31 protein-coding genes and 1 other RNA gene are annotated in these 26,473 nt (G+C 68.0%); 23 read left to right on the top strand and 9 right to left on the bottom strand.

What is annotated here, in order from left to right; translation table 11 throughout:
* The first annotated feature begins 8 nt into the window (after positions 1 to 8).
* Genes BMX37_RS00900 through xrtA form a run of 4 tightly spaced genes read left to right on the top strand, consistent with a single transcriptional unit; the run spans position 9 to position 4,544 of the window.
* Positions 9 to 839, top strand: a complete 831-nt coding sequence (locus tag BMX37_RS00900) for an XrtA system polysaccharide deacetylase (RefSeq protein ID WP_093664206.1) — start codon at positions 9 to 11, stop codon at positions 837 to 839.
* The gene (locus BMX37_RS00905) at positions 797 to 1,855 is read left to right on the top strand and encodes a FemAB family XrtA/PEP-CTERM system-associated protein (RefSeq protein WP_093663599.1); all 1,059 of its coding nucleotides are present in this window, start codon (positions 797 to 799) and stop codon (positions 1,853 to 1,855) included. Before BMX37_RS00900 ends, BMX37_RS00905 begins: the two co-directional genes overlap by 43 nt.
* Positions 1,852 to 3,024 carry a TIGR03087 family PEP-CTERM/XrtA system glycosyltransferase gene (locus BMX37_RS00910; protein ID WP_170841825.1) on the top strand — a complete coding sequence of 391 codons (1,173 nt, stop codon included), beginning with the start codon at positions 1,852 to 1,854 and terminating at the stop codon, positions 3,022 to 3,024. The genes BMX37_RS00905 and BMX37_RS00910 overlap by 4 nt, the downstream gene beginning before the upstream one ends.
* Positions 3,021 to 4,544: an exosortase A gene (xrtA, locus tag BMX37_RS00915; protein ID WP_244501325.1), complete on the top strand. Its 1,524-nt coding sequence runs from the start codon at positions 3,021 to 3,023 to the stop codon at positions 4,542 to 4,544. The genes BMX37_RS00910 and xrtA overlap by 4 nt, the downstream gene beginning before the upstream one ends.
* A gap of 17 nt (positions 4,545 to 4,561) precedes the next feature.
* On the opposite strand, the gene BMX37_RS00920 is transcribed toward xrtA, so the two are convergent.
* The 4 genes from BMX37_RS00920 to BMX37_RS00935 all read right to left on the bottom strand — a co-directional run bounded on the left by BMX37_RS00920 (position 4,562) and on the right by BMX37_RS00935 (position 7,728).
* Positions 4,562 to 4,747, bottom strand: a complete 186-nt coding sequence (locus BMX37_RS00920) for a hypothetical protein (protein WP_093663601.1) — start codon at positions 4,745 to 4,747, stop codon at positions 4,562 to 4,564.
* Positions 4,747 to 5,193, bottom strand: a complete 447-nt coding sequence (locus tag BMX37_RS00925; RefSeq protein WP_093663602.1) for a GreA/GreB family elongation factor — start codon at positions 5,191 to 5,193, stop codon at positions 4,747 to 4,749. Before BMX37_RS00925 ends, BMX37_RS00920 begins: the two co-directional genes overlap by 1 nt.
* Positions 5,194 to 5,310: 117 nt before the next feature.
* Entirely contained in the window at positions 5,311 to 6,390 is a 1,080-nt protein-coding gene (locus BMX37_RS00930) for a 1,9-bis(guanidino)-5-aza-nonane synthase (RefSeq protein WP_093663603.1), read from the bottom strand.
* A 108-nt stretch (positions 6,391 to 6,498) separates the two neighbouring features.
* The gene (locus tag BMX37_RS00935) at positions 6,499 to 7,728 is read right to left on the bottom strand and encodes a type III PLP-dependent enzyme (RefSeq protein WP_093663604.1); all 1,230 of its coding nucleotides are present in this window, start codon (positions 7,726 to 7,728) and stop codon (positions 6,499 to 6,501) included.
* A gap of 140 nt (positions 7,729 to 7,868) precedes the next feature.
* Here BMX37_RS00935 and BMX37_RS00940 point away from each other — a divergent pair, with 140 nt between their 5' ends.
* The 3 genes from BMX37_RS00940 (at position 7,869) to BMX37_RS00950 (ending at position 9,465) form a co-directional block, all read left to right on the top strand.
* Positions 7,869 to 8,831 (top strand): threonine ammonia-lyase, encoded by a 963-nt coding sequence (locus BMX37_RS00940; RefSeq protein WP_093663605.1) that lies wholly within the window; start codon positions 7,869 to 7,871, stop codon positions 8,829 to 8,831.
* Entirely contained in the window at positions 8,828 to 9,019 is a 192-nt protein-coding gene (locus tag BMX37_RS00945) for a hypothetical protein (RefSeq protein WP_170841782.1), read from the top strand. The genes BMX37_RS00940 and BMX37_RS00945 overlap by 4 nt, the downstream gene beginning before the upstream one ends.
* A 95-nt stretch (positions 9,020 to 9,114) precedes the next feature.
* Entirely contained in the window at positions 9,115 to 9,465 is a 351-nt protein-coding gene (locus BMX37_RS00950) for a response regulator (RefSeq protein WP_093663606.1), read from the top strand.
* A gap of 12 nt (positions 9,466 to 9,477) precedes the next feature.
* Here BMX37_RS00950 and BMX37_RS00955 read toward each other — a convergent pair whose 3' ends face one another.
* A complete protein-coding gene (locus BMX37_RS00955; protein WP_093663607.1) occupies positions 9,478 to 10,134 on the bottom strand; it encodes an alpha/beta hydrolase in 657 nt (218 codons plus the stop codon).
* A gap of 95 nt (positions 10,135 to 10,229) precedes the next feature.
* Here BMX37_RS00955 and BMX37_RS00960 point away from each other — a divergent pair, with 95 nt between their 5' ends.
* The 9 genes from BMX37_RS00960 to BMX37_RS01000 all read left to right on the top strand — a co-directional run bounded on the left by BMX37_RS00960 (position 10,230) and on the right by BMX37_RS01000 (position 16,201).
* Complete coding sequence (locus BMX37_RS00960; RefSeq protein WP_093663608.1) at positions 10,230 to 11,300, top strand: cysteine desulfurase family protein; 1,071 nt, start codon at positions 10,230 to 10,232, stop codon at positions 11,298 to 11,300.
* A gap of 10 nt (positions 11,301 to 11,310) precedes the next feature.
* The gene (locus BMX37_RS00965) at positions 11,311 to 12,528 is read left to right on the top strand and encodes a cysteine desulfurase family protein (protein WP_093663609.1); all 1,218 of its coding nucleotides are present in this window, start codon (positions 11,311 to 11,313) and stop codon (positions 12,526 to 12,528) included.
* Positions 12,525 to 12,827 carry a 2Fe-2S iron-sulfur cluster-binding protein gene (locus BMX37_RS00970; protein ID WP_093663610.1) on the top strand — a complete coding sequence of 101 codons (303 nt, stop codon included), beginning with the start codon at positions 12,525 to 12,527 and terminating at the stop codon, positions 12,825 to 12,827. Before BMX37_RS00965 ends, BMX37_RS00970 begins: the two co-directional genes overlap by 4 nt.
* A gap of 124 nt (positions 12,828 to 12,951) precedes the next feature.
* The gene (locus tag BMX37_RS00975; RefSeq protein ID WP_212611373.1) at positions 12,952 to 13,278 is read left to right on the top strand and encodes a hypothetical protein; all 327 of its coding nucleotides are present in this window, start codon (positions 12,952 to 12,954) and stop codon (positions 13,276 to 13,278) included.
* A gap of 24 nt (positions 13,279 to 13,302) precedes the next feature.
* Entirely contained in the window at positions 13,303 to 13,539 is a 237-nt protein-coding gene (locus BMX37_RS00980; protein ID WP_093663611.1) for a hypothetical protein, read from the top strand.
* 83 nt (positions 13,540 to 13,622) lie between these two features.
* Positions 13,623 to 13,720: signal recognition particle sRNA small type (gene ffs, locus BMX37_RS00985), an RNA gene on the top strand.
* Positions 13,721 to 13,890: 170 nt separating this feature from the next.
* A complete protein-coding gene (locus BMX37_RS00990) occupies positions 13,891 to 15,537 on the top strand; it encodes a DNA polymerase III subunit gamma/tau (protein ID WP_093664208.1) in 1,647 nt (548 codons plus the stop codon).
* Complete coding sequence (locus tag BMX37_RS00995) at positions 15,534 to 15,857, top strand: YbaB/EbfC family nucleoid-associated protein (protein WP_093663612.1); 324 nt, start codon at positions 15,534 to 15,536, stop codon at positions 15,855 to 15,857. The genes BMX37_RS00990 and BMX37_RS00995 overlap by 4 nt, the downstream gene beginning before the upstream one ends.
* An 80-nt stretch (positions 15,858 to 15,937) precedes the next feature.
* Positions 15,938 to 16,201: a hypothetical protein gene (locus tag BMX37_RS01000; protein ID WP_093663613.1), complete on the top strand. Its 264-nt coding sequence runs from the start codon at positions 15,938 to 15,940 to the stop codon at positions 16,199 to 16,201.
* A gap of 37 nt (positions 16,202 to 16,238) precedes the next feature.
* On the opposite strand, the gene mtgA is transcribed toward BMX37_RS01000, so the two are convergent.
* From mtgA to BMX37_RS01020, 4 genes are read right to left on the bottom strand one after another with little or no spacing between them, the layout of a single operon-like run.
* Positions 16,239 to 16,919: a monofunctional biosynthetic peptidoglycan transglycosylase gene (gene mtgA / locus BMX37_RS01005; RefSeq protein ID WP_093663614.1), complete on the bottom strand. Its 681-nt coding sequence runs from the start codon at positions 16,917 to 16,919 to the stop codon at positions 16,239 to 16,241.
* 9 nt (positions 16,920 to 16,928) lie between these two features.
* Positions 16,929 to 18,185, bottom strand: coding sequence for a flavin monoamine oxidase family protein (locus BMX37_RS01010; RefSeq protein WP_093663615.1), 1,257 nt, complete (start codon positions 18,183 to 18,185; stop codon positions 16,929 to 16,931).
* Complete coding sequence (gene rpoH / locus BMX37_RS01015) at positions 18,182 to 19,087, bottom strand: RNA polymerase sigma factor RpoH (protein ID WP_093663616.1); 906 nt, start codon at positions 19,085 to 19,087, stop codon at positions 18,182 to 18,184. The genes BMX37_RS01010 and rpoH overlap by 4 nt, the downstream gene beginning before the upstream one ends.
* A 60-nt stretch (positions 19,088 to 19,147) precedes the next feature.
* Complete coding sequence (locus BMX37_RS01020; RefSeq protein WP_093663617.1) at positions 19,148 to 20,092, bottom strand: RluA family pseudouridine synthase; 945 nt, start codon at positions 20,090 to 20,092, stop codon at positions 19,148 to 19,150.
* 22 nt (positions 20,093 to 20,114) lie between these two features.
* Between BMX37_RS01020 and BMX37_RS01025 the strand changes: the two genes are divergently transcribed.
* The 7 genes from BMX37_RS01025 (at position 20,115) to BMX37_RS01055 (ending at position 26,416) form a co-directional block, all read left to right on the top strand.
* A complete protein-coding gene (locus tag BMX37_RS01025; RefSeq protein ID WP_244501327.1) occupies positions 20,115 to 20,516 on the top strand; it encodes a M67 family metallopeptidase in 402 nt (133 codons plus the stop codon).
* Between the two features lie 37 nt (positions 20,517 to 20,553).
* Entirely contained in the window at positions 20,554 to 21,198 is a 645-nt protein-coding gene (locus tag BMX37_RS01030; protein WP_093663619.1) for a histidine phosphotransferase family protein, read from the top strand.
* Between the two features lie 36 nt (positions 21,199 to 21,234).
* A complete protein-coding gene (locus BMX37_RS01035; protein ID WP_093663620.1) occupies positions 21,235 to 23,547 on the top strand; it encodes a chemotaxis protein CheA in 2,313 nt (770 codons plus the stop codon).
* Positions 23,547 to 23,978, top strand: coding sequence for a chemotaxis protein CheW (locus tag BMX37_RS01040; protein ID WP_093663621.1), 432 nt, complete (start codon positions 23,547 to 23,549; stop codon positions 23,976 to 23,978). The genes BMX37_RS01035 and BMX37_RS01040 overlap by 1 nt, the downstream gene beginning before the upstream one ends.
* A 100-nt stretch (positions 23,979 to 24,078) precedes the next feature.
* Positions 24,079 to 24,444 carry a response regulator gene (locus tag BMX37_RS01045; RefSeq protein WP_093663622.1) on the top strand — a complete coding sequence of 122 codons (366 nt, stop codon included), beginning with the start codon at positions 24,079 to 24,081 and terminating at the stop codon, positions 24,442 to 24,444.
* Between the two features lie 44 nt (positions 24,445 to 24,488).
* Complete coding sequence (locus tag BMX37_RS01050; protein ID WP_093664209.1) at positions 24,489 to 25,559, top strand: chemotaxis protein CheB; 1,071 nt, start codon at positions 24,489 to 24,491, stop codon at positions 25,557 to 25,559.
* Positions 25,556 to 26,416 carry a CheR family methyltransferase gene (locus BMX37_RS01055; RefSeq protein WP_244501328.1) on the top strand — a complete coding sequence of 287 codons (861 nt, stop codon included), beginning with the start codon at positions 25,556 to 25,558 and terminating at the stop codon, positions 26,414 to 26,416. The genes BMX37_RS01050 and BMX37_RS01055 overlap by 4 nt, the downstream gene beginning before the upstream one ends.
* Positions 26,417 to 26,473 lie beyond the last annotated feature (57 nt).

Genomic DNA, 26,473 nt, shown 5'->3' on the forward strand with positions numbered 1-26,473 from the left:
CCGCAACGATGCTGAACGGCATGTCGGTCGATGTCGAGGAATGGTTCCAGGTCGGCGCGTTCGAGCGCGTGATCGATAAGGGGGACTGGCGGACCCTGGAAAGCCGGGTCGAGGCGAACACCGGGGCCGTGCTGGACCTGTTCGCGGAGGCGGGTGTCTCCGCCACCTTCTTCACGCTGGGGTGGGTGGCGGATCGTCATCCACGGCTGATCCGGCGCATCGTCGATGCCGGGCATGAGATCGCCAGTCACGGCTGGGACCATGCGCGCGTGTTCACGATGGACGCGGCGGCGTTCCGCGCCGATCTGGCGCGGGCACGGTCTGCTCTGGAGGATGCCGGCGGCCACGCGGTCACCGGGTATCGTGCACCCAGCTTCTCGATCGATCGGCGCACGCCTTGGGCTCATGCCGTGTTGGCGGAGGCGGGGTATCATTACTCCTCCAGCATCGCACCGATCGCACACGATCATTATGGCTGGCCGGACGCACCACGCTTCGCGCATCGGCCCCTGCCGGACAGCGATCTGGTGGAAGTGCCGGTGACGATCGCCGCGCTGGGACCGAAGCGGATCACCGCGGGGGGCGGCTTTTTCCGGCTGCTGCCTGCCGGCGTCACCGACCGGGCGGTGCGCGCGGTGAACGCGCAGCATCAGCCGGCGATGTTCTATTTCCATCCATGGGAGATCGACCCCGACCAGCCGCGCGTCCGCGCCGCGCCGCTGCGGTCCCGCCTGCGCCATTACAGCCGGCTGGGTGCCATGCGCGGCAAGCTGGCCGGATTGCTCGGGCGGCACGAATGGGGGCGCGTGGACCGGGCGATCGACGGGCTGCCGGCGTGACGCTGTTCGTCAGGCAACTGGACCTGGCGGATGCCAGCCAGCGTGCGCGCATCGACGCGTTCGTTGCGGAAGCGCCGGACTCGACGCCGTTCCACCTTCCCGGCTGGAGCATTGCCGTGGCGACCGCCACGCGCAACCCGGCGCGCTATCTGATCGCCGAGCGGCCTAACGGCGCGCTTGCGGGCGTGTTGCCGTTGACCGAGATGCGGTCGCTGCTGTTCGGGCGCGCGCTGGTTTCCACCGGCTTCGGCGTCGATGGCGGCGTGCTGGGAGAGGGCGCGGAGTCGCTGGCGGACGCGGCCTGGGCGCTGGCGCAGCGGATCGGGTGCGGTGATGTCGAGTTGCGCGGGGGCGCCGCTCCGCCCGGATGGAGCGTCGATGACACCAGCTACCAGGGCTTCGTGCGCGACCTGGCGGCGGACGAGGCGTCGCAATTGCAGGCGATCCCCCGCAAGCAGCGGGCGGAGGTGCGGCGATCGCTCGGCCTCGACCTCGAAGTGACGGTGGGTTCGGAACTGGACGAGCATTACCGCGTGTACGCGGAGTCGGTGCGCAATCTTGGCACCCCGGTCTTTCCACGGCGGCTGTTCCGCGAAGTGGCGGCGCGCATCGACAGCGACGTGCTGACCGTGCGGAGTGAGGGGCGCGCGGTGGCATCGGTGCTCAGCCTGTACTGGCAGGGCGTGATCTATCCCTATTGGGGGGGCGGCACGCCGGCGGCGCGGGGTCTACGCGCCAACGACCGCATGTACTTCGCGCTGATGAACCATGCCCGCAAACGGGGCTGCACCCGGTTCGATTTCGGCCGGTCGAAGACGGAAACGGGGGCGGCCGCGTTCAAGAAGAACTGGGGCTTCGATCCGGTCCCGCGCCGTTACGTGCGCCGGTCGGAGGGTCCGGTGCGAGAGGTCAATCCGCTCAACCCGAAATACACGCTGATGGTGCGAAACTGGAAACGGCTGCCGCTGCCCGTCGCGACGATGCTGGGGCCGTGGATTTCGCGCGGCCTGGGATAGTGGATATCCTGTTCCTCGCGCATCGCGCGCCGTTTCCGCCGGATCGCGGCGACCGCATCCGCAGCTATCACGTCCTGCGCCATCTGGCGGCGCGTGCCCGCGTCCACCTGGTCGCGTTCGTCGATGAAGCGCAGGAGGCGAATCCTGCGCCCGAGTTGCAGGCGCTGACCGCCAGTTGCACGCTGGTGCATCGGCGCAAGTCGCGGGCGTTGGCGCTGATCGAAGGCCTCGCGACGGGTTGCGCGGCGTCGGTCGCCGCCTTTGCCGATCGGCAGGTGGCGCAGGCGGTGCGGCGGGTGCTCGCGGAGCATCCGATCGGCGCGATCTATGCGTTTTCGGGGCAGATGGCGCAGTATCTGCCGCCGACCGGGCGGAGGGTCATGGACTTCGTCGATGTCGATTCTGCCAAATTCGCCGATCTGTCCGGCAAGGCTTCCGTCCCGATGTCCTGGTTGCTCGCGCGCGAGGCGAGGCTGCTCGCCCGGTTCGAGCGCGAGGTGGCGGCGCGGGTCGATGCGAGCCTGTTCGTCAGCGATGCGGAGGCTGCGCTTTTCCTGTCCGGCGGCGGGGACGGGCGGGTCGACGTGGTCGAGAACGGAATCGACGCGGTGACCTTCGCGCCGGACGTGGCGCCTGAGCCCTCCGGCGCGGACATCGTGTTCACGGGTCAGATGGATTACGCCCCCAATGTGGAGGCGGCGACCTGGTTCGCGACCGAGGTCCTGCCGACCGTCCAGCGCACGCATCCGCAGGTCCGATTTGCGATCGTCGGCCGGGCACCCACGGCGGCCGTGCGGGACCTTGCCCGGCGGCCCGGCGTGATCGTCACCGGGGCGGTGGCGGATACCCGCCCGTGGCTGTCTGCGGCCAAGCTGGCGGTGGCGCCGCTTCACCTCGCGCGTGGCATCCAGAACAAGGTGTTGGAGGCGATGGCCATGGCGCTGCCCGTGGTGGCGACGCCCACCGCGGCCGAGGGGATAGACCACCGGGGTACGCTGCGTGTCGCTGACGGGCCGGAGCCATTCGCCGCGGCCGTGACCGCGCTGCTGAACGATGTGGACGCGGCCGACGCGCTTGGCCGCGCGGCGCGCGCGCAGGTGCTTGCACGGTACGACTGGAACGTGCGCCTGCAGCCATTGGCGGGATTGCTGGGGTTTCCGGAGGCGTGACGCTGGCGCTGCCCGTCGGAGCGAACGCGCGCACCCTTGGCCGGTGGCCGACCCACCTGCTGGGGCTGGCGCTGTGCTGGGCGGCATTGTTGTTGCTGTTCCGTCGTGATGCCGTCGACATGGTCGGCATCTGGTTGACCAGCAGCACGTTCGGCCATTGTCTGATGATCGGTCCCGTGCTCGCCTGGCTGGTCTGGCAGCGGCGGCCCGAACTCGCGCAGTTGAAGCCGGTGGCCTGGGCACCGGGTCTGGCGCTGGTCGCCGGCGGTGGTGCGGCGTGGCTGGTGGGCGATGCCGCGACCTTCGCGTTCGCGCGGCAATTCGGGCTGCTGCTGATGATGCAGGGCGCTGTGGTGACCTTGCTCGGCCCGAACGTCGCGCGCGGCCTGGCTTTCCCCCTGGCCTATGCCGTCTTCCTGGTGCCGTTCGGCGAGTGGCTGGAGCCACCTTTGCAGCAGGTGACCGTGCGGCTTGTCATGCCGTTGCTGGCCCAGGCGGGCATTCCCGCGGCAAGCGATGGCGTCATGATCCACGCCGGCCGATACTGGTTCGAGGTTGCGGAGGCCTGTTCCGGGGCAAAGTTCTTGTTGTCGATGGCGGCGTTCGGCGTGCTGGTTGCGAACATATGCTTCACCGCGTGGCGACGGCGGCTGGCGTTTCTGCTGGCCTGTCTGGTCGTGCCGGTGATGGCCAACGGCGTCCGCGCGTTCGGGACGATCTGGGTTGCGGATCGCACCAGCGTTCAGACGGCCGCCGGGTTCGATCATATCGTGTACGGCTGGATATTCTTCGGCGTGGTGATGGCCGCGATGCTGGCCATCGGCTGGCGGTGGTTCGACCGCCCCGCCGATGCGCCTGCGTTCGACCCCCAGACCTTGCGCCGTCCGGTCAGGGGCAGGGTGCCGTTGGCGGCCGGGGTGACTTCTGTGTTGCTGCTGGCGAGCCTATTCCCCAGCTGGTCGCACGTCACCGCAGGCAAGGCAGCGACAGCTCCGGCCGTGCACTTTCTCCGCGTTCCGGGATGGCATCTCGCACGGTCGCACAGCGCGGCGCGGTGGACGGCTTGGTACCCGGGCGCCTCACGAACGGTCCAGGCGCGCTACGTCGACGGTGCCGGCCATGCGGTCGACCTGTCGATGGCGATCTTCACGCGGCAGGAAGAGGGGCGGGAGCTGGTCGGCTACGGCATCGGCGTATTGCGGGCGGGTGCCCCCTGGGTACGTGTTGGCGACGATGCGCCGCTGGCCGGTGGGTCGGTGGTGCGGATCATCGCGCCGGGTCCGGTGGAGCGCACGGTCGCGACCTGGTACCGGATCGGCGGGATCGTCACCTCAGACCCGCGCCGCGTGAAGCTGGAAACGCTGCGCGCCCGGCTGTTGGGCGGCTCGCAACAGGCGGTGGCGTTGCACCTGTCGGTAGAGCGTCAGGCGAAGGGAAACCCGCGCGAGGTAATCGCCGCATTCTTGCGGGCCGCAGGGCAGCCTGCCACGCTGATCGACAGGATGGCCGGCGCCGATTGAAGCAGCACGGCGCAGGCCTAGTGCAGCTTCGCGATCGACAGTCCGTCCTGCTTGGCGCGTTCCTTGGTCGATTCCTCGGATCGCTTCAGCGCCTTTGCGATCGCGCGCAGGGCCATGCCCTTCTTGGCCAGCGTGTGCAGCTTCTGGATCTCGTCCGTCGTCCAGGGCTGGCGATGCCGTTCGAAGTCCTTGTCCTTGGCCATCAGGCGATCTCCACGATGGTAATGGTGTTGCCGGCGAACGCGACCGCTTCATCCTTGTAGCCGCCGATCAGGGCGCGAGCCAGCGGCGCCTGGAAGCCGATGCGACCGGCGGCAGGATCCGCCTCGTCGCCGCCGACGATTTCGATCGTGCGGGCCTGACCGTTCTGGCGAATGGTAACGCGCGAGCCGATGCCGATCTCTCCCTCCGGTGGGGGTGGCGCGAGCTCGGCGGTGGCCTGGCGCGTGTGCCAGTAGCGCAGGTCGCGCCTGAGCGCGTCCACGGCGTCGGGGGCGGCGGACGCGATCACCGCTTCCAGCCTGACGACCTCCGCCCGGATCAGATCGAGGCCGCGCGGGGTGACGAGGTTCGGGCCGGGCGCGATCGGCCGCTCGAACTTGGGTTCGAGATGCTCCTCATCGGACTCGCGGCGAAAGGCGACGCTCATGCCATGCTCCTATCGGGCGGCCGTCACGGGGCCGAACCCCGTGACGTCGGACGCGGTGTTGCCGCGCCCGCCGGCCGTTCGCGGTCTCCCGGATAGCTTTCGCTACCCGCGTGCCCCTCAGGCGAACAATTTCGCCCAGCCGCGCTTCGCCCGGTCCTTCCAGTGACCGCGATGATAGGCGTCGGATGCGAGCAGCGGCATGACCGAACCGGCCTCGGCGAACACCATCTGCTCGATGCCGGTGTTGACCTTGCCCCAGCTCGCCGCCTCCTGAAGGGTAGAGGAGGAGCAGGCGCCGTCGCGGACGTCGGCAACCGTGATCTGCACCGCATATTTGTGGACGGCGACATCCTCATGGCCCAGGATTTCGGCGCACACGACCGTGTCCTGGATGAAGTTCTTCGGCACGCCGCCACCGATCATCAGCAGGCCGGTGGTGCCGGCCTCGATCTTGATCTGGGTGAGTTCGCGGAAATCGGCGACCGCGTCGATCATCAGGTACGGCTTGCCCGCCTTGGCCGCGTCGACCTGATGCTTGACCAGCCCGAAGCCTGCCGAGGAGTCGACGAACGCCGGGCAGAAGATCGGTACGTCATGCTCATAGGCGAGCTTGACCAGGCTGTTCTCCTTCTTGCCATGCTCGACCAGATACTTGCCCATCTCGCGGATGAAGGCGCGCGACGAATAGGCCTTGGGCTCCAGCGACTCGGCGATCTCGAAGATCGTGTGGTCGACGTTCTGGAGCGCCTCTTCGTCGATATAGGTGTCGTAGATGCGATCGATGTAGAGCGAGCGCAGCGTGTCGTCGTCCGGGATCTCCAGCGCCTGGAAATGCTTGTGGCCCAGGCCCTCGAAGAAATCCATGTCGACGATGGTGGCCCCGGTCGCGACGATGCAGTCGACCATGTTGTTGCGGACCAGTTCCGCATACAGGTCCATGCAGCCGCCGGCCGAGGTCGAACCGGCGACGACCAGGCACACGGTGCAGTCCTTGTCGGCGAGCATCTGGTTGTAGATCTTCGTCGCGCGGCCTAGATCGCGGCTGGTGAAGCTCATGTCGCTCATCGCGTCGACGATCGGACGCGCGTCGAACGACGTGATGTCGATATGCTTGACCTGCTTCGACAACAGCTCCGCCTTGCGGGTGTCGTTGATCGGCGCGTTCGCGGACTGGGTCTTGTTCAGGGTGTCGGTCATGACTGGCCTCTGGTTAGTCAAAGCCGGCGTCGTTGAAGGGGACGCGGAAACCCGTTGGTCCGGCGGGGCGCTTGCACCCCGCCGGCCGGTCATTGTGATCGCGCTGTCTTACAGCTTGACGACGTTGCTGGCCATGTCGGCCACGGCGGATCGGTCGCTGTCCATATAGAGCGAGGCCATCGGCTCGTCGGTCAGCACGACCGTCTGTTCGGACGTGAAGCCGTTGAACGCGGTCCGCATCGCCGCCCCATAGGCGCCGAGCATCCCGATCTCGATGAAGTCGCCCGCGCCCACGTCGGCCGGCAACTCGAACGGCCCGGCCATGTGGTCGAGGTCGTCGCAGGTCGGCCCGTAGAAGCTGAACGGATGGTCGCGCACCGTCGATTCCGGCTCACGCAGCAGCTTCACCGGGAAACGCCAGCCGATATGCGCCGCATCGAACAACGCGCCGTAAGCACCGTCGTTGATGTACAGTTCGTTGCCCCGACGCTTTTCGACGCGGACCAGCAGGGAGGAATATTCCGCGCACAGCGCCCGGCCCGGCTCCGCCCACAATTCGGCGGAGTAGGAGATGGGCAGGCTCTCGAACGCGCGGCCGATCACCTCGAAATACCGCTCCAGCGCCGGCGGCTCCATGCCGGGATAGACGGACGGGAAGCCACCGCCGACGTCGATCACGTCCACCGTCACCGCCGCCTCGACGATCGCCTGGCGCACGCGCTCCATCGCCTGAGCATAGGCGTCGGGCGACATCGCCTGGCTGCCGACATGGAAGCAGATGCCGAGCGCGTCGGCCGCCTGGCGTGCCGCGAACAGCAGCGCCTTCGCCTCGTGCGGGGCGACCCCGAACTTGGAGGCGAGGCTGAGCTTGGAATGTTCGGACGACACGCGCAGCCGCACGCACAGCGTCAGGTCGGACGCATGACGCGTCGCGCGCTGCACTTTTTCCAGTTCCTCGAGCGAATCGAGGCTGAACACGCGCACGCCGTGCGTGAAATACGCCTCGGCGATCGCTTCCTCGGCCTTGACCGGGTGCATGAAGCAGAGCGTCGCATCGGGCAGGGTACGCGCGACCAGCCGCACCTCCGCGATGGAGGCGACGTCGAAATGCGTGATGCCATTGTCCCACAGGATCTGGATCAGTTCGGGCGACGGATTCGCCTTCACCGCATACATCGAGCGGCCCGGAAACTTCTCCGAAAAGAAGCGGGCGGCCCGCGCCGCGGCGTGGGGACGAGTCAGCGTAACCGGCTGAACGGGCGACAATGCCTGCGCAACGTCAAGGGCGTTGCGGAAGGAGGCGGCAGCTAGCCCCAGCGCGCGATGATGCTTGTGCAATTCAAGGGACCTCCAAGTGCCTTGCGGCGACGACGTTCGAAAGCTGCCTTGCGGTTGGAAGTCCCATGGGGCAGCGGACGGCGCACATAGGATCGACTATCCCGGCTGTAAAGCGGTCGAATCCGGGTGGAGGATGAATTGTGACGATTGTGCGACGACCCACCGCGGCGGGTGTTCGGGACGGGGCCGCGAAGGTGGCGGCGATCCTGCCGCCGACGCCCCTGTTGGTCCATGAAATCAAGGGGATACCCATCTGCTTCAAGGTCGAATCGCTGCAACCCGTCGGTGCGTTCAAGATCCGTGGCGCGTGGCATCGGCTGACCGAGTTGGACGACGCGGCGCGAGGTCGGGGGGTCGTCGCGTTCTCGTCGGGCAATCATGCGCAGGGCGTCGCCTGGGCTGCGCGTCGGCTGGGGATCGCGGCGACGATCGTGATGCCGGCCGACGCGCCGCGCGCGAAGCGGGAGGGCACGATCAAGCTGGGCGCGGAGGTGGTCGACTATGACCGCGCCGCCGAAAGCCGGGAGGCGATCGCCGCCCGACTCGCCGAGGCGCGCGGGGCGACGCTGGTGCCAAGCTTCGACGATCCGTGGATCATCGAGGGGCAGGGATCGGCGGGCGTCGAGGCGCGCGCGCAGATGCAGGCGGCCGGCCTGGCTGAGCCGAAGCAGGTGATCGTGCCATGTGGGGGCGGCGGACTGGCGGCGGGAACCGCGCTGGCGTTGCCCGAGGCGCGGATCGTCGTCGCGGAGCCGCAGGGCTGGGATGACATGGGACGCAGCCTGGAGGCGGGCTGCATCGAGCCTGTCGGAGCCAATCCGCCCACCACCGCCTGCGACGCGTTGCAGACGATGCGGGTGTCGTCGTTGACCTTTGACGTCCTCGCGGGACGTGGCGCGCGCGGGGTGGCCGTGTCGGAGGAGCAAACCGCGTCGGCGCAACGCTGGGCGGCGGAGCGGCTGCGGCTGGTGGTGGAGCCGGGTGGCGCGGTGGCGCTGGCGGCGTGCCTGTCCGGTCGTGTCGACCTGACGCCCGGCACGCTGGTGATCCTGTCTGGGGGCAATGTCGACATGGCGGCCTATGCACGGGTGCTGGGCCGATGACGGCGGCACTGCCCGGTCCCCTTACCGGCGTCGCGGCGGCGGCACCGGCGATTGCCATGCTGGCGGTGTTCGCCTGCGGTATCGGCGGTGTGGTCATGATCGCGAGGGGGAAGGAGCGGCGAAAGGGCATCCTGCTGCTGGTCGCGGCGGCCGTGCTGCTGGCCAATGTGCTGATCTGGACGCTGTAGAATGCGCTTTCGTATCAAAAGATTGCGGCGGGGAGGGATCGACCGCGCTTCCGAACGGTTAATCTGCATCAACCATCGAGGATGCCGAGGAGCGTATGTGTCACGTCCTGGTCATTGAAGACGAGCCAATGGTCGCGATGTTGTTGCAGGACCTGTTCGAGGAAGTGGGCGCGACATCCTTCGCTTTCGCCGCGACCGAGCGGGACGCGGTGTGTCTGGCGCGCGAGCATCAGCCCAATCTGATCGCGTCGGACGTGCATCTGCTGGAGGGCACCGGGCCCGCCGCCGTGAAACAGATTCAGGATGAACTGGGCGACGTGCCCGTCATCTTCATCACCGCCACGCCCGAGGATTGCGCCCCATGCCAGCCGCCGGGCGTGGTGCTGATGAAGCCGATCAATGCGCGCGAGGTCAAAAGCGCGTTCTGCGAACTCGCCCCGCTCTGAACGGGGAAGGATTCAACGGATCGGCGAGTTTGGATCGAGCCGCATGTCCAGATACTTGTCCACAGACCCCATCAGCTGCGGCATCTCATGCTCGAAGAAGTGGTTCGCCTTCGGAATCGTGTCGTGGTGAATGGTGATGTGCTTCTGCGTACGGAGCTTGTCGACCAGCTTCTGCGTCGCGGCCGGGGTCGCCACCTCGTCGCCTTCACCCTGGATGATGATTCCCGATGACGGGCAGGGGGCCAGGAAGGTGAAGTCGTACATGTTGGCTGGCGGTGCGACAGAGATGAAGCCGCGAATCTCCGGCCGCCGCATCAACAGCTGCATGCCGATCCACGCGCCGAAGCTGACACCCGCGATCCAGGTCTGCTGCGCCTCCGGGTGAAAGCTCTGCACCCAATCGAGCGCCGACGCCGCATCGGACAACTCGCCCACGCCATTGTCGAACGTCCCCTGGCTCTTGCCGACGCCGCGGAAGTTGAAGCGCAAGGTTGCGAAACCGCGCCGCTGGAACGTCTTGTAGAGCTCCTGCACGATACGGTTGTTCATGGTGCCGCCCGACGACGGGTGCGGATGCAGAATCATGGCGACGGGCGCGCGCGGGCGGGGCGCGGGGGCGAAACGCCCTTCCAGGCGACCCTCGGGGCCGGGGAAAATCACTTCGGGCATAGCAGGACCTTGAGCGAAGACGGAACAGGGAACAGCGGGTCGAACCCGCCGGATTGCCGCGCTATATAGGGCGGGAACACCGAAATGGAACGTCCTTGGCCAACCGCATCTATCTGGACCACGCCGCCACCACCCCGATGACCCCGGCGGCACGCGCGGCGATGCTGGAGGGCATGGCGCGCTGGGCGAACCCGTCCAGCCCGCATGCGGAGGGTCGCGCCGCCCGTGCCGCGCTGGAGGAGGCGCGGGCCGCCGTCGCCGCCGCGCATGGATGGACGGGAGAGGTGCTGCTGACCAGCGGGGCCAGCGAGTCGCTGGGGCTGGCGATCGGCCGTTCGACGTTGCCGGCCGTGGCGATCAGTGCGGTGGAACATGACGCCGCCATTCGCGCCGCCGGTGACGGCGCGCACGTGATCCGCGTCGGAGCCGACGGGTTGGTGGATCCCGACTCGATCACCAGCCTTCCAGCGGGAACGCTGGTCTGCGTGCAATGGTCGAACAGCGAGACCGGGGTGCGCCAGCCGATCGCGCGTATCGCCGAGGCGGCGCACGCGGCCGGGTGTCGCCTGTTGGTCGACGCGGCGCAGATGCCGGCCGGTGTCGACGCGGAACTGGCAGAGCACGCTGATCTGGTCGCGCTCTCGGCGCACAAGCGCGGTGGGCCACCCGGCGTGGGTGCGCTGCTGGTGCGTGACCTGTCGCTGATCCGGCCAAGCGGCGGGCAGGAGCGGGGCTATCGACCCGGCACGGAGAACCTGCCGGGCGCGCTGGCCTATGCCGCCGCACTGGCGGAGGCGGAGCCGATCGGGGACTGGGCGGGGCTTAGGGCGCGGCTGGACGATGCGATCGTTCGGTCGGGCGGCGAGGTGGTTGCGGCCGGATCGCCGCGGCATCCGGCGGTCGGATCGTACCGGTTGGCGGGCACGCCATCGGCGGCGCAGCTGATCCGACTGGACCTGGCGGGCATCGCCGTGTCCGCGGGCAGCGCATGCGCGAGCGGCAGCCTGAAACCCAGTCATGTTCTGGCGGCGATGGGATACGCGCCCGATGCCGCGAAAGAGGTGATCCGCGTCAGCTTCGGCCGCACCACGACCCAGGCGGAGGTCGACGCCTTCATCGCCGCGTGGCGGACGATGGCGCGTGCCACCAATCGTTTCGCCGCCTGATCGCGACGCCATGACCTATCTCGATTATCAGGCGACGACGCCGCTGGCACCCGAGGCACTGGAGGCAATGCTGCCCTGGCTGCGCGATGGCCACGCCAACCCGCATTCCGCGCATCGGGAAGGGCGTCGCGCGCGTGCGGCGGTCGAAGTCGCGCGGGATCAGGTGCTGACCGCTCTGGTCGGCGATCCTGTCGTGCCGCATCCCGTCGTCACCGATGGGCTGGAGCCGGGCGTGGTGAAGGTGCTGGAGAACATGGAGGCCGAGGTCGCCGCCCGCCGCCCCCACGGTCCGGACGCGGGTCGTCTGTTCTTCACCAGCGGCGCCACGGAGGCGGCGAACTGGGCGATCGCCGGCACCTGGCAGCGACGGCTGGCAACGCGACCGCGGATCGTCACCATAGCGACCGAACATGCCTGCGTTCTCGACACGGTACGCGCGCTGGCGGCGCAGGGGGCGGAGGTCGTCGTGCTGCCGGTGGACGGCGTCGGACTGGTGGACATGGACGCGGCAGCTGCGGCGATCGACGACCGTACCGCGCTGGTCGCGGCGATGCTGGCCAACAACGAGATCGGCACGATCCAGCGGATCGAGGCACTCGGCCGGCTCGCGGGGCGTGCCGGCGCGACCATGTTCTGCGACGCCGTGCAGGGCTGGGGTCGCGTTCCGTTGCCGTTATGGGCCTGCGACCTCGTCGCGGTGTCGGCGCACAAGGTCTATGGGCCCAAGGGGATCGGCGCGCTGTGGGTACGCCACGGCCACGAACCCGATGCCCTGCTGCATGGTGGCGGACAGGAGGGCGGCATCCGTTCGGGAACGCTCAGCCCGGCGCTGTGCGCGGGTTTCGGGGCGGCCGCCGCAAGCCTGGCCAGCGACGATATCGGCTGGACGGAGGAATTGTGGCGGATCGCGCTTGATCGTCTGCGCGGGCCGGAATGGCTGCTCAACGGCGACCGGGTGCAACGATACCGTGGCAATATCAACGTCCGCCGCGCCGGTCTGGATGTCGGGCGTCTGATGAGTGACGTGCGCGACGTGGCCTTCTCCGCCGGGTCTGCTTGTGCGAGCGGGTCGGGCCGGCCGAGCCATGTGCTGAAGGCGCTGGGGCTGTCCGATGCGGAGGCGCGATCGTCCATCCGCATCGGCTTCGGCCGCTACACGCGCGAGGATGAACTGGCCGAGGCGATCGACCGGATCGCCACCGCCGCCGGGCGGCAGGGTCTGTCATGATCGTGACCTTTGTCGGCAGCGACGGCGAAGCCATGCGGGCGACGGCGGAAGCGGGCGCGCGCCTGCTCGATGTCGCGCAGGCCGCCGGGCAGCCGCTGGAGGGCACATGCGACGGGGATATGGCATGTGCCACCTGTCACGTCGTGATCGACGCCGCCGACTTCGCACGCCTGCCACCGGCCAGCGAGGAGGAGGAGGACCTGCTCGACCTGGCACCGTCCGCGACGCGCACCAGCCGGCTGGCCTGTCAGGTCAGGCTGGACGCGGCACTGGGCGCGATCACCGTCCGCGTACCCTGACGGAACAGTGTCAGCGAGGCTGTCGTTTTCACAACGGCGGGTTCAGCCGGGATGCATGGGGTGTCGTGCATTTCCCGATCGTGCCCACAGTGTCTGTCGGGCGCGAGTGAAGGGAGTTGGCCTCATGAAACTGATGGCTCTGCTTGGTGTCGGCGCTCTGGTGGCCGGCACGGTGACCGCGCTTCCGGTGGCGGCGCAGCGTTACGATCATGGCTATCGCGACGGGTACCGCGGCCATGACGGCTATCGCGGCGGTCCGGGTTATCGTCACCACGGCTATCGCGGCGGTTATGACCATCGCGGCTATCGGGGCGGCTACGGTTATCGCGGTGACTATGGCTATCGTGGCCCGCGTCATGGCTGGCGCGGTTATCGCGGCAGGCCACGCGTCGTGTGCCGGGTGCATCGCGGCTATTACGGCCCCGAACGCCGTTGTTTTCAAGCTTACTGATCCGTTCAACCTGGGAGAGACGATATGAAACTGTTCACCCTTGCAGCAGCCGGCCTGACCCTGCTGACCGGCCTGGCCCCGGTGGCGATCGCCACACCCGCCGCCGCGCAGCATCGGACGGTGGTGCGGGAGCGCACCGTCGTGCGCCATGACGATCGCGGATACCACCACCGTCGCGTCCATACCCGCCGGGTGTGCCAGCGCGAGTGGCGCCATGGTCATCGCGAGCGCGTGTGCCGCACGGTGCGCAGCTATCGCTGATCCCCGCCGGCCGGCTATCCACCGGCCGCAATAGAGAACGGGCGGCGCGACTTGATTGCGCCGTCCGCCTCGGCCATAGGGCGCTTGGGAGTCGGGCGGGCGTGGTCGTCGCCAACCTGGTCAGGGCCGGAAGGCAGCAGCCACAACGATTTCGCCACGGGTCGTTCCGGCTCCCACCTCTTTACACCGCGGTAAGCGCCCTTGTTGGTGTCTCTGCCTTCCTGATGGGGGCATTCCGTTTGGCGCGCCCATTGCCAGGTGGCCGCGGCTGACACGCATAAGCCCGCTCGGCGTCGGCTCCACAAGCTTCCCCTTCGACTCTCGGCCCCGCGCCTCTATATGGGCGGCGTAATGGCCGACTTCCTCGACCTTGGCGAACCGTCCCAGCCCACCCGGCCAGAGGCGTATCGCGTCCTCGCCCGCAAATACCGCCCGCGCACCTTCTCCGAGCTGATCGGGCAGGAGGCGATGGTGCGCACGCTGGAGAACGCGATCAAGCGTGACCGCATCGCGCACGCGTTCCTGATGACCGGCGTCCGTGGCGTCGGAAAGACGTCCACCGCCCGCCTGATCGCAAAGGCGCTGAACTGCATCGGACCGGATGGGCAAGGTGGACCGACCATCGATCCGTGCGGCGTGTGCGAGCCGTGCCGCGCCATCGCGGAGGGGCGGCATATCGACGTGATCGAGATGGACGCCGCGAGCCACAACGGCATCGACGACGTGCGCGAGATCACGGAGGCCTCGCGCTATGCCGCGGTGTCCGCGCGTTACAAAATCTACATCGTGGACGAGGTCCACATGATGTCGAAGGCGGCGTTCAACGCCTTGTTGAAGACGCTGGAGGAACCGCCGGCGCATGTGAAGTTCCTGCTCGCCACGACGGAGGTGAACAAGGTACCGGTCACAGTGCTGTCGCGGTGCCAGCGCTTCGATCTGCGTCGTATCCCGGCCGAGATGCTGGCGGCTCATTTCGCGGGCGTGCTGGAGCTGGAGGGGGTGGTCGCCGAGCCTGAGGCGCTGGCGCTGATCGCGCGCGCGGCGGAAGGGTCGGCGCGCGACGGCCTGTCGATCCTGGATCAGGCAATCGCCCATGCCGGGCTGGAGGGCGGGGGCATCACCGCCGAATCGGTCCGCCAGATGCTCGGCCTGTCGGATCGTGGCGCGGTGCGCGGCGTGTTGTCGGCGGTTCTGGCAGGCGACGCGCCGGGTGCGCTGGACGGGTTGCGGCGCCAATATGACGGCGGCACCGATCCGCAGTCGGTCATGCGCGGCCTGTTGGAGGCGGTGCACGGCATCACGCTGGTCAAGGTCGGCACGTCGCCCGATCCCGCGCAATCGGCCGAGGAGCGTGCCGCGCGCGAAGATTGGGCATCCCGGCTCAGCTATCCGGTGCTGCATCGCCTGTGGCAGCTGTTCCTGAAGGGGCATGACGAGGTGGCCCGCGCGACCCTGCCGATCGAGGCGGCGGAGATGGCGCTGTTGCGGGCGATCCACGCGTCGTCACTGCCGGACCCCGGCGACCTCGCCCGGCGCCTGCAAAGCGGACAGCCGTTGCCGACGCCTGGTCCGGCCGCCGCTTCGGCTGCGCCGCCGCCCGCCCCGCCTGCTCCCGTCGAGGAGAGCCGTGACCCGCGCGATTATCCCGCCATGATCGAGCGGCTGGATGCGGCCGGCCATTTGGCACTTGCCGCCAGGTTGAAGCATGGCGGCCGCCTGGTCCGGTACGATCCGCCCGAACTGCTGCTCAGCGGCAGCCGGCCGATCGCGGCCGACACGCTGTCAGAGTTGTCCCTGGCGCTGAAGGGGCTGACGGGCAGGGTGTGGAAGGTGGCGCTGGTCGACCAGCCCGGCGAGCCGACGCTGAAGGAGGCGGAAGACGTCGCGGCGGAGGCGGCCCGGCAAGCCCTTTTGCAATCGCCCCTGGTCCTGGCGGCGCTTCAGGCGTTTCCCGACGCAGAACTCGAACAATGGCCGGACAAACGGAGCATCGCATGAAAGACATCGAACAGATCATGGCCATGGCGCAGAACGTCCAGGCCGAACTTACCAAGGCGCAGGAAAGCCTCGACACGATCGAGGTCGAGGGTCAGGCCGGCGGCGGCCTGGTCAAGGTACGGGCGTCGGCAAAGGGGCGGATCATCGGCCTCAACATCGACGACAGCCTGGTCAACGTGTCCGAAAAGGGCATGCTGGAGGACCTGGTCATCGCTGCGTTCAACGACGCGCGGGCGAAGGCGGATGCCGCATCCAGCGTGGAGATGGGCAAGATGGCCAGCGGTCTGCCCCTTCCCCCCGGCTTCAAGCTGCCCTTCTGATCGGCGTGTCCGCATAGCGCCGTCGGGAACCGCACGGGTTGATCCACGTTACGCGCCTGATCAACAGGGAGCAGTGTAACATGGCCGATGAGCGTATCGTGGAAACCCCAGCGGCATCGTCGACGTCCGCGCCGGGCAACACCCACACGACCGTGATTGAGCGGAGTGGCGGCGGCGGCACGACGTTGCTAGCAGTGGTCCTGCTGATCGCGGTGCTGATCGGCGGGTATTTCCTGTTCGCGCGCAACAGCAGCGAGACGGCAAAGAACAACGCGGTCACCTCCGCCGCCAAGAGCGTCCAGTCGACCGCCGACAAGGCCGGCGCCGCGATCGGCGGGAAGTAATCGCTACGGACGGGGAGGTGCGGTCCTCCCCGTTCTTTTAACGGAGGCAGCTGTCCAGCCCGGCACGGCGGACAGTGCCGACGTAGCGGGCCAGCCGGTTGCCGTGGCGGCGCACGAAACCATGCGGATCGACGGCCGCTCTTTTCTTCGGAAGTGGCAGGACGGCGGCGATACGGGCGGCCTCGGTCGGGCTGAGCGTCGTGGCGCTGTGGTTGAAATAGCGCTCCGCCCCGGCTTCCACGCCGTACGTGCCGATGCCGGTTTCCGCGAGGTTGAGATACACCTCCATGATCCGCCGCTTGCCCCAGATCGCCTCGATCAGGACGGTGAAATAGGCCTCGAACGCCTTGCGCACATAGCCGCCGCCCTGAAACAGAAAGGCGTTCTTCGCGGTCTGCTGGCTGATGGTCGATCCGCCCCGGATGCGGCGGCCCTCCGCATTGCTCGCCGCCGCGCTCGCGATCCCCTTCCAGTCGAAGCCGTTGTGGACGCAGAAGCGCGCGTCCTCTCCCGCGATGGCGGCGCGCGGCATGTCCGGATCGATCCGGTCGAGCGGCATCCACGTCTTCGTCACGCCTTGGCCATGGACGACGTCCCCCAGCATCGTGAAGGTGAAGGGCGGTGGCACGAACCGGTACAGCGCTACCCAGGCGACCGTCACGAGCACAAAGGCGAGGGCCGCCTTCAGCGCCCAGCGGATCACACGTAACGCGGTCATGCCGCGTCCTTAGGCGAGGGCGGCCGATCCCGACAAGATCGCGCGAGCCGCAGCGACCCCCGTCTCGTAAGCGCCGTGCGCGGTCGAGAAGTCATGGCGAGAACAGGCTTCTCCGGCGAAGAAGATGCGGGCCTCGACCGGTTCCGCCAGGACGCGGCGGGCGCCGGCATGGCCGACCCGCGCATGCGAATAGCTGCCCCCAATCAGGGGCTCCGCCCTCCAGCGCGTGCTGGCCAAGGGGTGTAGCCGATCGCGCCAGTCGCTGCCGAGCAGGGCGACCAGCTCGTCGATCGCGAATGCCTCCGCCGCACCCGACTTCCGTTCCAGCGTCTCGGCCAGATCGCCACCGAAGAAAGCCTCCACCACCGGCCAACCGAACGGCGACAGGCGATAACTGGCGGTCAGCGCAGTATGCGGATCGCCGATAAGGTGCGCGTGAGCCGGCCATGGTGGATGGTCAACGGCCAGAAACACCTTGTCCGCCAGCCCGAGCGGCAGCGCCTCGGCAGCGACCTGCTTGTCGGGCAAGGGCGGGTCGAACACGATGTCGCCGCGTGCCAGGATGGTTGTCGGCACGGCGATGACGACCCGGTCGGCCTCAATCACGCCGTCCGGGGTATGCAGCCTTATGGTGCGGCCGCCATGATCGATGCGCGTGACGGGGGTTGATAGTCGCGTGCGAATTCCGGCTGCATGGGCCATGACCAGCGTGCCGTACCCTTCGCGCACGGCCCAATTGTCATCCGAGGCAGCATCTTCGTAGGCGGCCCAGTCGTGCAGCGACACGTCACGCAATGGCGCGCCGTTCGCATAGGCGGAGATGGCATCAATCATCGGGCGGGAAGGATCGTCCTCCCCGATGAAGTCGGACAAGGGCCGATCGGGGCCACCCAGAGCAGCGTGCGCGTCCGCCTCCCAGCGCGACCATGCCGCGCCGAATGCCTGTTGCTCCTGGCGAGGATAGCCAAGGTCTCGCCACTGTTCGTCCCAACCCGGCGATGTTTGGTCGACGTGGAAGCCGTACTGCTCCGCCAAGCGGGTCCAGGGATTACGCGCTGCCGAATGTAGCCAGCCACAACCAGCATCGACCGTCCAACGAACATCGCGATCGGTAGGCGAGGCGAGTGCGATCGAGCGCGCCCGGCCGCCCAGCCGGTCCGAGCCTTCCAGCAGCAGTACGTCAGAACCGGCGTCGTGCAACACCCGCGCGGCGGCGATCCCGGCCGCACCGCCGCCCACGACGACGGTGCAGCCGGTCGGGATCACGCCGCTGCCAGCATCCGCTTTTCGCCGGCCAGGCGCATCATCGCCTTTTGCAGCTTTTCGAATGCACGAACTTCGATCTGCCGGACGCGCTCGCGGCTGACGCCATAGACCTGCGACAGCTCCTCCAGCGTCTTGGGGTCGTCGGTCAGCCGCCGTTCGGTCAGGATGTGCTTTTCGCGATCGTTCAGATCGTCCATCGCGGACACCAGCATGCCGTGGCGTACGTCGGCTTCCTGCGTCTCCGCAACAACCTGATCCTGCAACGGACCCTCATCGGCCAACCAGTCCTGCCACTGGCCCTCGCCGTCCTCGTTCATGGAGACGTTCAGGCTGGTGTCGCCACCCATCGCCATGCGGCGGTTCATCGACACCACGTCCGCCTCGGCCACGCCAAGGTCGGTCGCGATCTTGGTCACGTCCTCCGGACGCAGATCGCCGTCCTCGAACGCGTCCAGCTTCGACTTCATGCGCCGCAGGTTGAAGAACAGCTTCTTCTGAGCCGCAGTGGTGCCCATCTTCACCAGGCTCCACGACCGCAGGATATATTCCTGGATCGAGGCGCGAATCCACCACATGGCGTAGGTGGCGAGGCGGAAGCCGCGATCCGGCTCGAACTTCTTCACGCCCTGCATCAGGCCGATATTGCCCTCGCTGATAAGCTCGGACGTCGGCAAGCCATAGCCGCGATAGCCCATCGCGATCTTGGCCACGAGCCGCAGGTGGCTGGTGACCAGCTGTGCCGCGGCGTCAGGGTCGCCATGCTCCTGAAAGCGCTTGGCGAGCATGTATTCCTGCTCGGGTGCCAGGATCGGAAATTTCTTGATCTCCGACAGGTAGCGGTTGAGGCTCTGCTCCCCGCCCAGGGCAGGAACCGTCGCGGGGACGTTGCTGCGGTTGGCCATGATCCAAACTCCCTTTCCTGGCGGAGGCACGATTGCCGCGATGCGGCACATCGGCACACTCTATACGTGAAGCGCGCTGAACAGTTCCTGCATGTCGGGCGGCATTTCGCTGCTGAACGACATGGATTGTGTCGTGATGGGGTGGATGAACCCCAGAGTGGCGGCGTGCAAGGCCTGGCGCCGGAAACCCAGCGTCTCCAGCAGTGCCTTCGTCGCACCCTTGTCGCGGCCATAGACCGGATCGCCAAGCAGCGCGTGACCGATCGAGGCCATGTGCACCCGGACCTGATGCGTCCGGCCCGTTTCCAGGCGGCATTCGACCAGGGCCGCGTCGCGAAACGTGCGCAGCGTGCGATAGAACGACACGGCACGTTTCCCGTTTGAGACGATCGCGATCTTCTTCCGATTCGATGGCGAGCGGGCGAGGGGGGCGTCGACCTTTCCCTCCGCCAGCGGTCGCCCGCCTACGATCGCGCGGTAGCGACGATCGATCGAGTGGGCGGCAAACTGCTTCGCCAGCCCTTCATGCGCCCGATCCGTCTTGGCGACGACCAGCAGCCCGGACGTATCCTTGTCGATGCGATGCACGATGCCCGGGCGGGCGACCCCGCCGATCCCCGACAGCGAACCCCGGCAATGGTGGAGCAGCGCGTTGACCAGCGTGCCGTCAAGGTTTCCGGCGGCGGGATGCACGACCAGCCCGGCGGGCTTGTCGACCACGAGCAGATGTTCGTCCTCGAACGCGATGACGAGCGGGATGTCCTGCGCCTCGTTATGCGCCGGCGCAGGCGCGGGTACCGCGACCGCGAACGTCTCACCCGCCGCAGCCTTTCGCGCAGGGTCGCGGAACAGGGTGCCGTCGCGCGACACGGCGCCGGACGCGATCAGCACCTTCAGCCGCTCCCGCGACAGGGTCGGCACGGCATCGGCCAGCGCGCGGTCCAGCCGCCAGCCGTCCGATCCAGACCCGATGGTCGCTTGAATGATAGAGACCCCCCGGTCCATTGACCGGGAGATGGGAACTGCCGTGACGATTTCAAGCGCCCTTCGCGATGGCATTCTGACCCACGCGCGGCGGGATGAGGGCCGCGAGGTGTGCGGCCTGCTGCTGGGCGGAGAAAGCCATATCGCCCAGGTCGTGCCGAGCCGGAACGTCGCATCCGACACACGGCGCCGGTTCGAGATCGATCCGTTGACTTTGCTCGCGGCACACAGGGCCGCACGCACGGGCGCCACGCCGGTGATCGGCCATTACCACTCGCATCCCGCCGGCATCGCCCGGCCATCGCCCCGCGATGCGGAGGATGCGGCGCCGGACGGATCGATCTGGCTGATCGTGGCGGGCATGGAGGTTACGGCGTGGCGGGCGGTGGAAGCCGGCACGGTGGAGGGCCGGTTCACGCCGCTCTCCTTGCACGTCGTGGATTGAGCGGCCACAAGAGCCGATCGAATCTAAGGTCTTATCCATGCCGGTCAGCCCCGTCGACTTTGCCAGCCTGTTATGTTCGCGCCTGTGCCACGATCTGTTGTCGCCGGTGGGCGCGCTGAACAACGGGCTGGAATTGCTGGCGGACGAAACCGACCCCGCGATGCGCGAGCGTGTCGTGGAACTGCTGCACGAAAGCGCGCGCACGTCGGCGGCGAAGCTGAAGTTCTTTCGCCTCGCCTTCGGTGCCGGCGGCGGGTTCGGGGAGATGGTGGACGTCCGTGAGGCTCGCTCCGCGATCGAGGCCCTGCTGGGGGACCAGAAGCGGACGGAACTGGGCTGGCTGGTCGAGGGCGCCGAACTGCCCAAGGCCGCGTTGAAGGTGCTGCTCAACCTGGCGCTGATCGCCAACGAGGCGCTGGTGCGGGGCGGGAAGCTCGATATCGGCGCGGAGACCAATGAGGGTCAGGTGGAGATCGTGGTTCGGATCGCCGGTCCGCGCATCATCCTGGACCCCGAACTGCGCGACACGCTGACCAACGGAGAGGGCACGGAGGGCGTGACGTCGCGCGGCGCGGCGGCGTATCTGGTGCACAGCATCGTCACCCATGGCGGCGGGCGCGTGATGGTGTCGCAGGACGAGGACGGCGTGGCTGTGTTCGGCGCGGCGTTCCGGGCGGGGTAAACCGCGCTTTAACCCCCCACGGGGCAGGACAGCCCCATGGACGATCTGTTGCAGGAGTTCGTGGCGGAAACCCGTGAAACGCTGGAAGCGTTGGCGGGAGAGATCGTCGCGTGGGAGGCGCAGCCGACCGACGGCGCGCGTCTGGATGCGATCTTCCGATTCGTCCACACGGTAAAGGGCAGCTGCGGTTTCCTGGACCTGCCCAGGCTCTCGCGCCTCAGCCATGCGGCGGAGGACGTGCTGGCGGCCGTGCGCGAAGGGACGCGTGCGCCCGACACCGCACTGGTCAATGCCGTGCTCGCCATCGTCGACAGGATCGGGGAGATCGTGGAGGCGATCGACGCCGGCGTGCCGCTGGACGATTCCAGCGAGGACCTGCTGGTCGCCGCACTGGCCGAGGATGCTCGCCCCGTGTCGCACAACCTGACCAACACCGGGCACCGTGCGCCCGCGCGATCCGTTCGCCTCAGCGTCGATTTGCTCGACCGCATGATGAGCGGTATGTCCGACATGGTACTGGCGCGCAACGAACTCGCCCGCCGCCTGCGTGACGAGGGTAGCGATCCGCGTGTAGAGGCGGCGCTGGAGCGCCTGTCGGTGACGGTGGCGGAAATGCGCGACGCCGTGACCCGCACCCGGATGCAGAAGATAGAGGCGCTGTTCTCCGCGCTGCCGCGCATGGTGCGCGACACCGCGGCGGAGCTGGGCAAGACGGTCGCGCTGACGCTGGAAGGCTCCGACGTTGAGCTTGACCGCGAGATGATCGAGATGATGCGCGATCCGCTGGTCCACATCATCCGCAACGCGATCGATCACGGCATTGAAATGCCCGCTGCGCGCGGCAGGGCCGGCAAGCGGGAAATGGGGCGCCTGACCGTGTCCGCGCGACAGTCCGGCAACCAGATTCTGGTCGAGATCGCCGATGACGGTCAGGGCGTCGATGTGCCGCGCCTCGTCGCGAAGGCGGTCGAGCGGGGCGTGTGCACCAGCGCCGATGCGGAGCGGATGAACGATGCCGCCCGTCTGGCGCTGATCTTCACCCCGGGCCTGTCGAGCCGAGATTCGGTGACGTCGGTGTCGGGGCGTGGCGTCGGCATGGACGTGGTCCGCGCGAACGTGGAGCAGATCGGCGGGCGCATCGCGCTGTCCAATCGAGCGGGCCAAGGGCTGGCGATCACGATCCAGGTGCCGCTGACCCTGTCCATCATGCCGACCATCGTGATCGGGTGCGGCGATCAGCGGTTCGCGCTGCCGCGTGCCAGCATCGACGAGATCGTGACCCTGCGCGGCGAAACCGTGCGGATCGACACCGTCGGCGATGCGGCGGTGGCGACCGTGCGTGGCACGCGCCTGCCGCTGGTGACGCTGGCGCCGCTGCTCGGCCTGACCGGCGGTGCGGCGCGCACGCTTGCGATCGTCGGCACGCGCGACGGCAGCTATGCACTGGCGATCGACACCGTGCTGGACACGGAGGAACTGGTCATCAAGCCGGCCGCCCCGGCTGTGATGGCAACGGGCGTTTATGCCGGCCAGTCGCTGCCCGACAGCGGCCTTCCCATGTTGCTGCTGGACGGCGCGGGGATTGCGGCGGTCGCCGGATTGCACTTCGACCGCGGCATCATGGCGGATGAGGTGCAGCCGGAGGCGCTGGCGGACCAGCAGGTGCCGGCCCTGTTGTTCGACGATCTGGACGGTCAGCGTCGCGCGATGGCGCTGGCGGCGATCGACCGGGTGGAGACGGTGCCCGTGGGTGCGATCCGACGGGCGGGCGGCTGCCTTCGCCTGACCGTGGACGGCGCTGTGCTTCCTATTCGCTTGGTCGGCGACCTGGCCGGACGCGACGAGCTGCCGGTGCTGCGCCTGACCGATGGCAGTTCCGAGATCGCCTATGGCATCGCGGAGCCACTCGATATCGTGGCACTCCCGACCGAGATCGCGCCGGCGCGCGGCGACGGCCTGGTCGCCGGCGTGGTGTTGATCGAGGGCGAGCAGGTCGAGCTTCTCGATCCGCTGGCCCTTTTCGCTGATGCCGAGTCCGTGTCCGCAGAGCCCGCGCTGTGTCTGTTGCGGGACGATGACGCGGGATGGATGAACGTCTTCCTGCGCCCGGTTCTGGAAATGGCCGGCTATCGCTGCGTGTCTCGGATTGAGGACGGATGCCGGCCGGCGGTGACGTTGACGATGGCGGCGGGCGATGCCGGCGCACCGGCCGATGATGCAGTGCCGGTGGTGCGGTTGCGTCGCGAACGCACAGCGCCGCTCGGCACCGATCCGAGCATCTACCGATACGACAAGGACGCGCTGTTGTCGGCGCTGGCCCATGCCGTTGCCGCGCGGAGGGCAGGCTGATGGAGTTGTTCCTGATCGCGCATATCGCCGGACGGGGCGTGGCGATCCCCACCGAGCAGGTCGAATCGGTCGTAGATCTGGGCGATGTGGTGGCCGTGCCCCGTGCGGCGGCGTCCGTCCGCGGCCTGTCCGCCTTGCGCAGCCGCGTCATGACGGTGATCGACACCGGTACCGCGCTGGGCATCGAGCCGATGCCGGCATCCAGTCGCCGCGCCGTCATCACGCGGGTGGAGGGGCATCATTACGCCGTGCTGGTCGACAGCCTGGAGGATGTCGCGCATTTCGAGCCGTTGCCGCTGTCGTCGGGCCTCGCGCTCGATCGCGGATGGTCGGGGGCGGGCAAGGGGTTGGTCGACCGCGACGGCGATCCGCTGCTGATCCTCGACCTGTCGGCATTAGTGCCGAGCGCGATCAAGGCGTTGGCGGCGTGACCCGTGGATATCCGAGGGTTCGGCTTAACGTGCTGATTACGCTTATCCGGCATAGGCGGAACAGGTCGGTGACTCCTGCCGTCAGTGAAAAGGTCGAACGATGAAGACGTGCCTGGTGGTGGACGATTCGAAGGTCATCCGCAAAGTCGCCCGCCACATCTTGGAAACGCTGAACTTCACCGTCAGCGAGGCGGCGGACGGGCGCGAGGCGTTGAACCATTGCATGGCTTCCCCGCCCGACGTCGTGCTGCTCGACTGGAACATGCCGGTGATGAACGGCATGGATTTTCTGCGCGCCCTTCGCGAAAGCGCACTGCCTGGCCGGCCGAAGGTGGTGTTCTGCACCACGGAGAACGGCATGGCGCACATCCGCGCCGCGATCGAGGCGGGTGCGGACGAATATGTGATGAAGCCGTTCGATCGCGAGACGCTGGAAAGCAAGCTCCAGATCGTCGGGCTCGCCTGAACTCCTATTCGGGAGGCTGCGCCGTGAGCGTCGCCCTTGCCAACATGGCGGAGCCCGCAGGCGATCGAAGCCGCGTGCTGATCGTCGACGATTCGGCCGTCGCACGCGCCGTGATCGCGCGCTGCCTGGAGCCGACGGAACGATTCGTCGTGGCCGGATCGGTGGCGCACGCCGCGGCGGCGCTGCGCTTCCTGCAGACCCAGCGTGTCGACTTCATCCTGCTCGACGTGCAGATGCCCGGCGTCGACGGCATCACCGCCTTGCCCGACCTGCTTGTCGCGGGCCGGGGCGCAAAGGTGATCGTGGTGTCCACCACCGCCAATGTCGGTGCGGCGGTGACCGTGCAGGCGCTGGCGCAGGGCGCCGCGGACACGCTGGCCAAGCCCGCATCGGGTGAATCGCAGAGCCGATTCCGGCGGGACCTGATCGACAAGCTAGACAGGCTGGACGGCGCGGTCCCGCCCTCCCTGCTGATCTGTCCATTGCCGGACAACCGTAAACCGGTGCGCCCGCTCGGCAAATCGGGGGGAGTGGGCGACGCGTTCGACCTGGTGGCGATCGGCGCCTCCACCGGCGGCATCCACGCGCTCAGCAGCGTGCTGCGCATGCTGCCCGTCAGCTTCACTTTGCCGGTCCTCGTGACGCAACATCTGCCGGCATCGTTCATGCCGTACTTTGCGGCGCAACTGGCGCTGGTCGCCGGCCGCCCGTGCGATGTGGCGACCGACCACCTTCGCTTGCGTCCGGGCCGTATCGTCATCGCGCCGGGGGACGCGCATATCCGATGCATCCGCTTGTCCGATGGCAGCGGTGCGATCCGCCTGTCGCAGGATGCGGTGCCAAGCGGATGCCTGCCCTCGGTCGATCCCATGTTGCAGTCCGCCGCAGCCGCCTTTGGCGACCGCGTCATGGCCATCGTCCTGAGCGGCATGGGCCGCGACGGTGCCGATGGCGCGCGACGCGTGCATGAGGCGGGTGGCTGCGTCGTGGTGCAGGACCGTGAAAGCTCCGTCGTGTGGGGCATGCCCGGCACCGTCGCCGCGATGGGGATAGCCGACGCACAGCTGCCCCCCGACCGGATCGGCCGCCTGATGATCGAACGGCGCCGGCCATGACCGCGATGACCGCGACAGCGGCCGCCACCTCTTCCGTGTCGCCGAAGAATATGGCCGTGCTGACCCAGTTGCTGGAGGCACGAACCGGTCAGCAGATCGCCAGCTATCGTTCCTGGCGGATCGACACCGCGCTGAAGCCGCTGATGCGGGATCGTGGCCTCGCCACGCTGGACCAGCTCGTGTCCCGCCTGCTTGGCGGGCATGACCTGCCGCTCGCGGACCAGATCGTCGATGCGCTGGTCAATGGTGAGACATCCTTCTTCCGCGAAGCGACGGTGTTCGACAGCATTCTCGCTGCCGTGACCGAGGTGGAGGCGCAGGGGTGTCGTGCACGTATCTGGAGCGCCGGGTGCTCGACCGGTCAGGAGCCACTGTCGCTCGCCATGCTGTTCGCGGAGCGGCGCGAGGAGACCGGCGCGCCGATTCCGGAGATCGTCGCGACCGACGTGTCCGAAACCGCGCTGAGCCGCGCCCGCGCGGGACGTTTCAGCCAGTTCGAGGTCCAGCGTGGGCTGCCGATCCGGCGTGCCATGCGCTGGTTCGAGCCGGAGCCGCAGGGCGACTGGATCGCCAGCTCCGATCTGGTCCGCCAGGTCGTCTTTCGCCCGCTGAACCTGGTGTCCCCCCATTGGCCGCCCGGACGGTTCGACGTGATCCTGTGCCGCAACGTCCTGCTGTACCTGTCCGCAGAGGGAAAGGCGGGCGTCTTCTCCCGCTTGGCCGCTGCGCTGAAGCCCGATGGATTGCTGGTGTTGGGAGCGGGCGAGACGGTGATCGGCCAGACCAGCGCGTTCGAGCCAAGCCGGCGCCTGCGCGGATTCTATGAGCTGGCCGTTCCGGTGCCCGGAGCCAAGTGAGCCGCCGGCTGCGCGGTTCGGCGGTCATGGTTTACATTCAGGCCCGGCTTCGCCAAT

It is taken from the genome of Sphingomonas gellani, from assembly GCF_900110035.1.
Taxonomy (GTDB): Bacteria; Pseudomonadota; Alphaproteobacteria; order Sphingomonadales; family Sphingomonadaceae; genus Sphingomonas; species Sphingomonas gellani.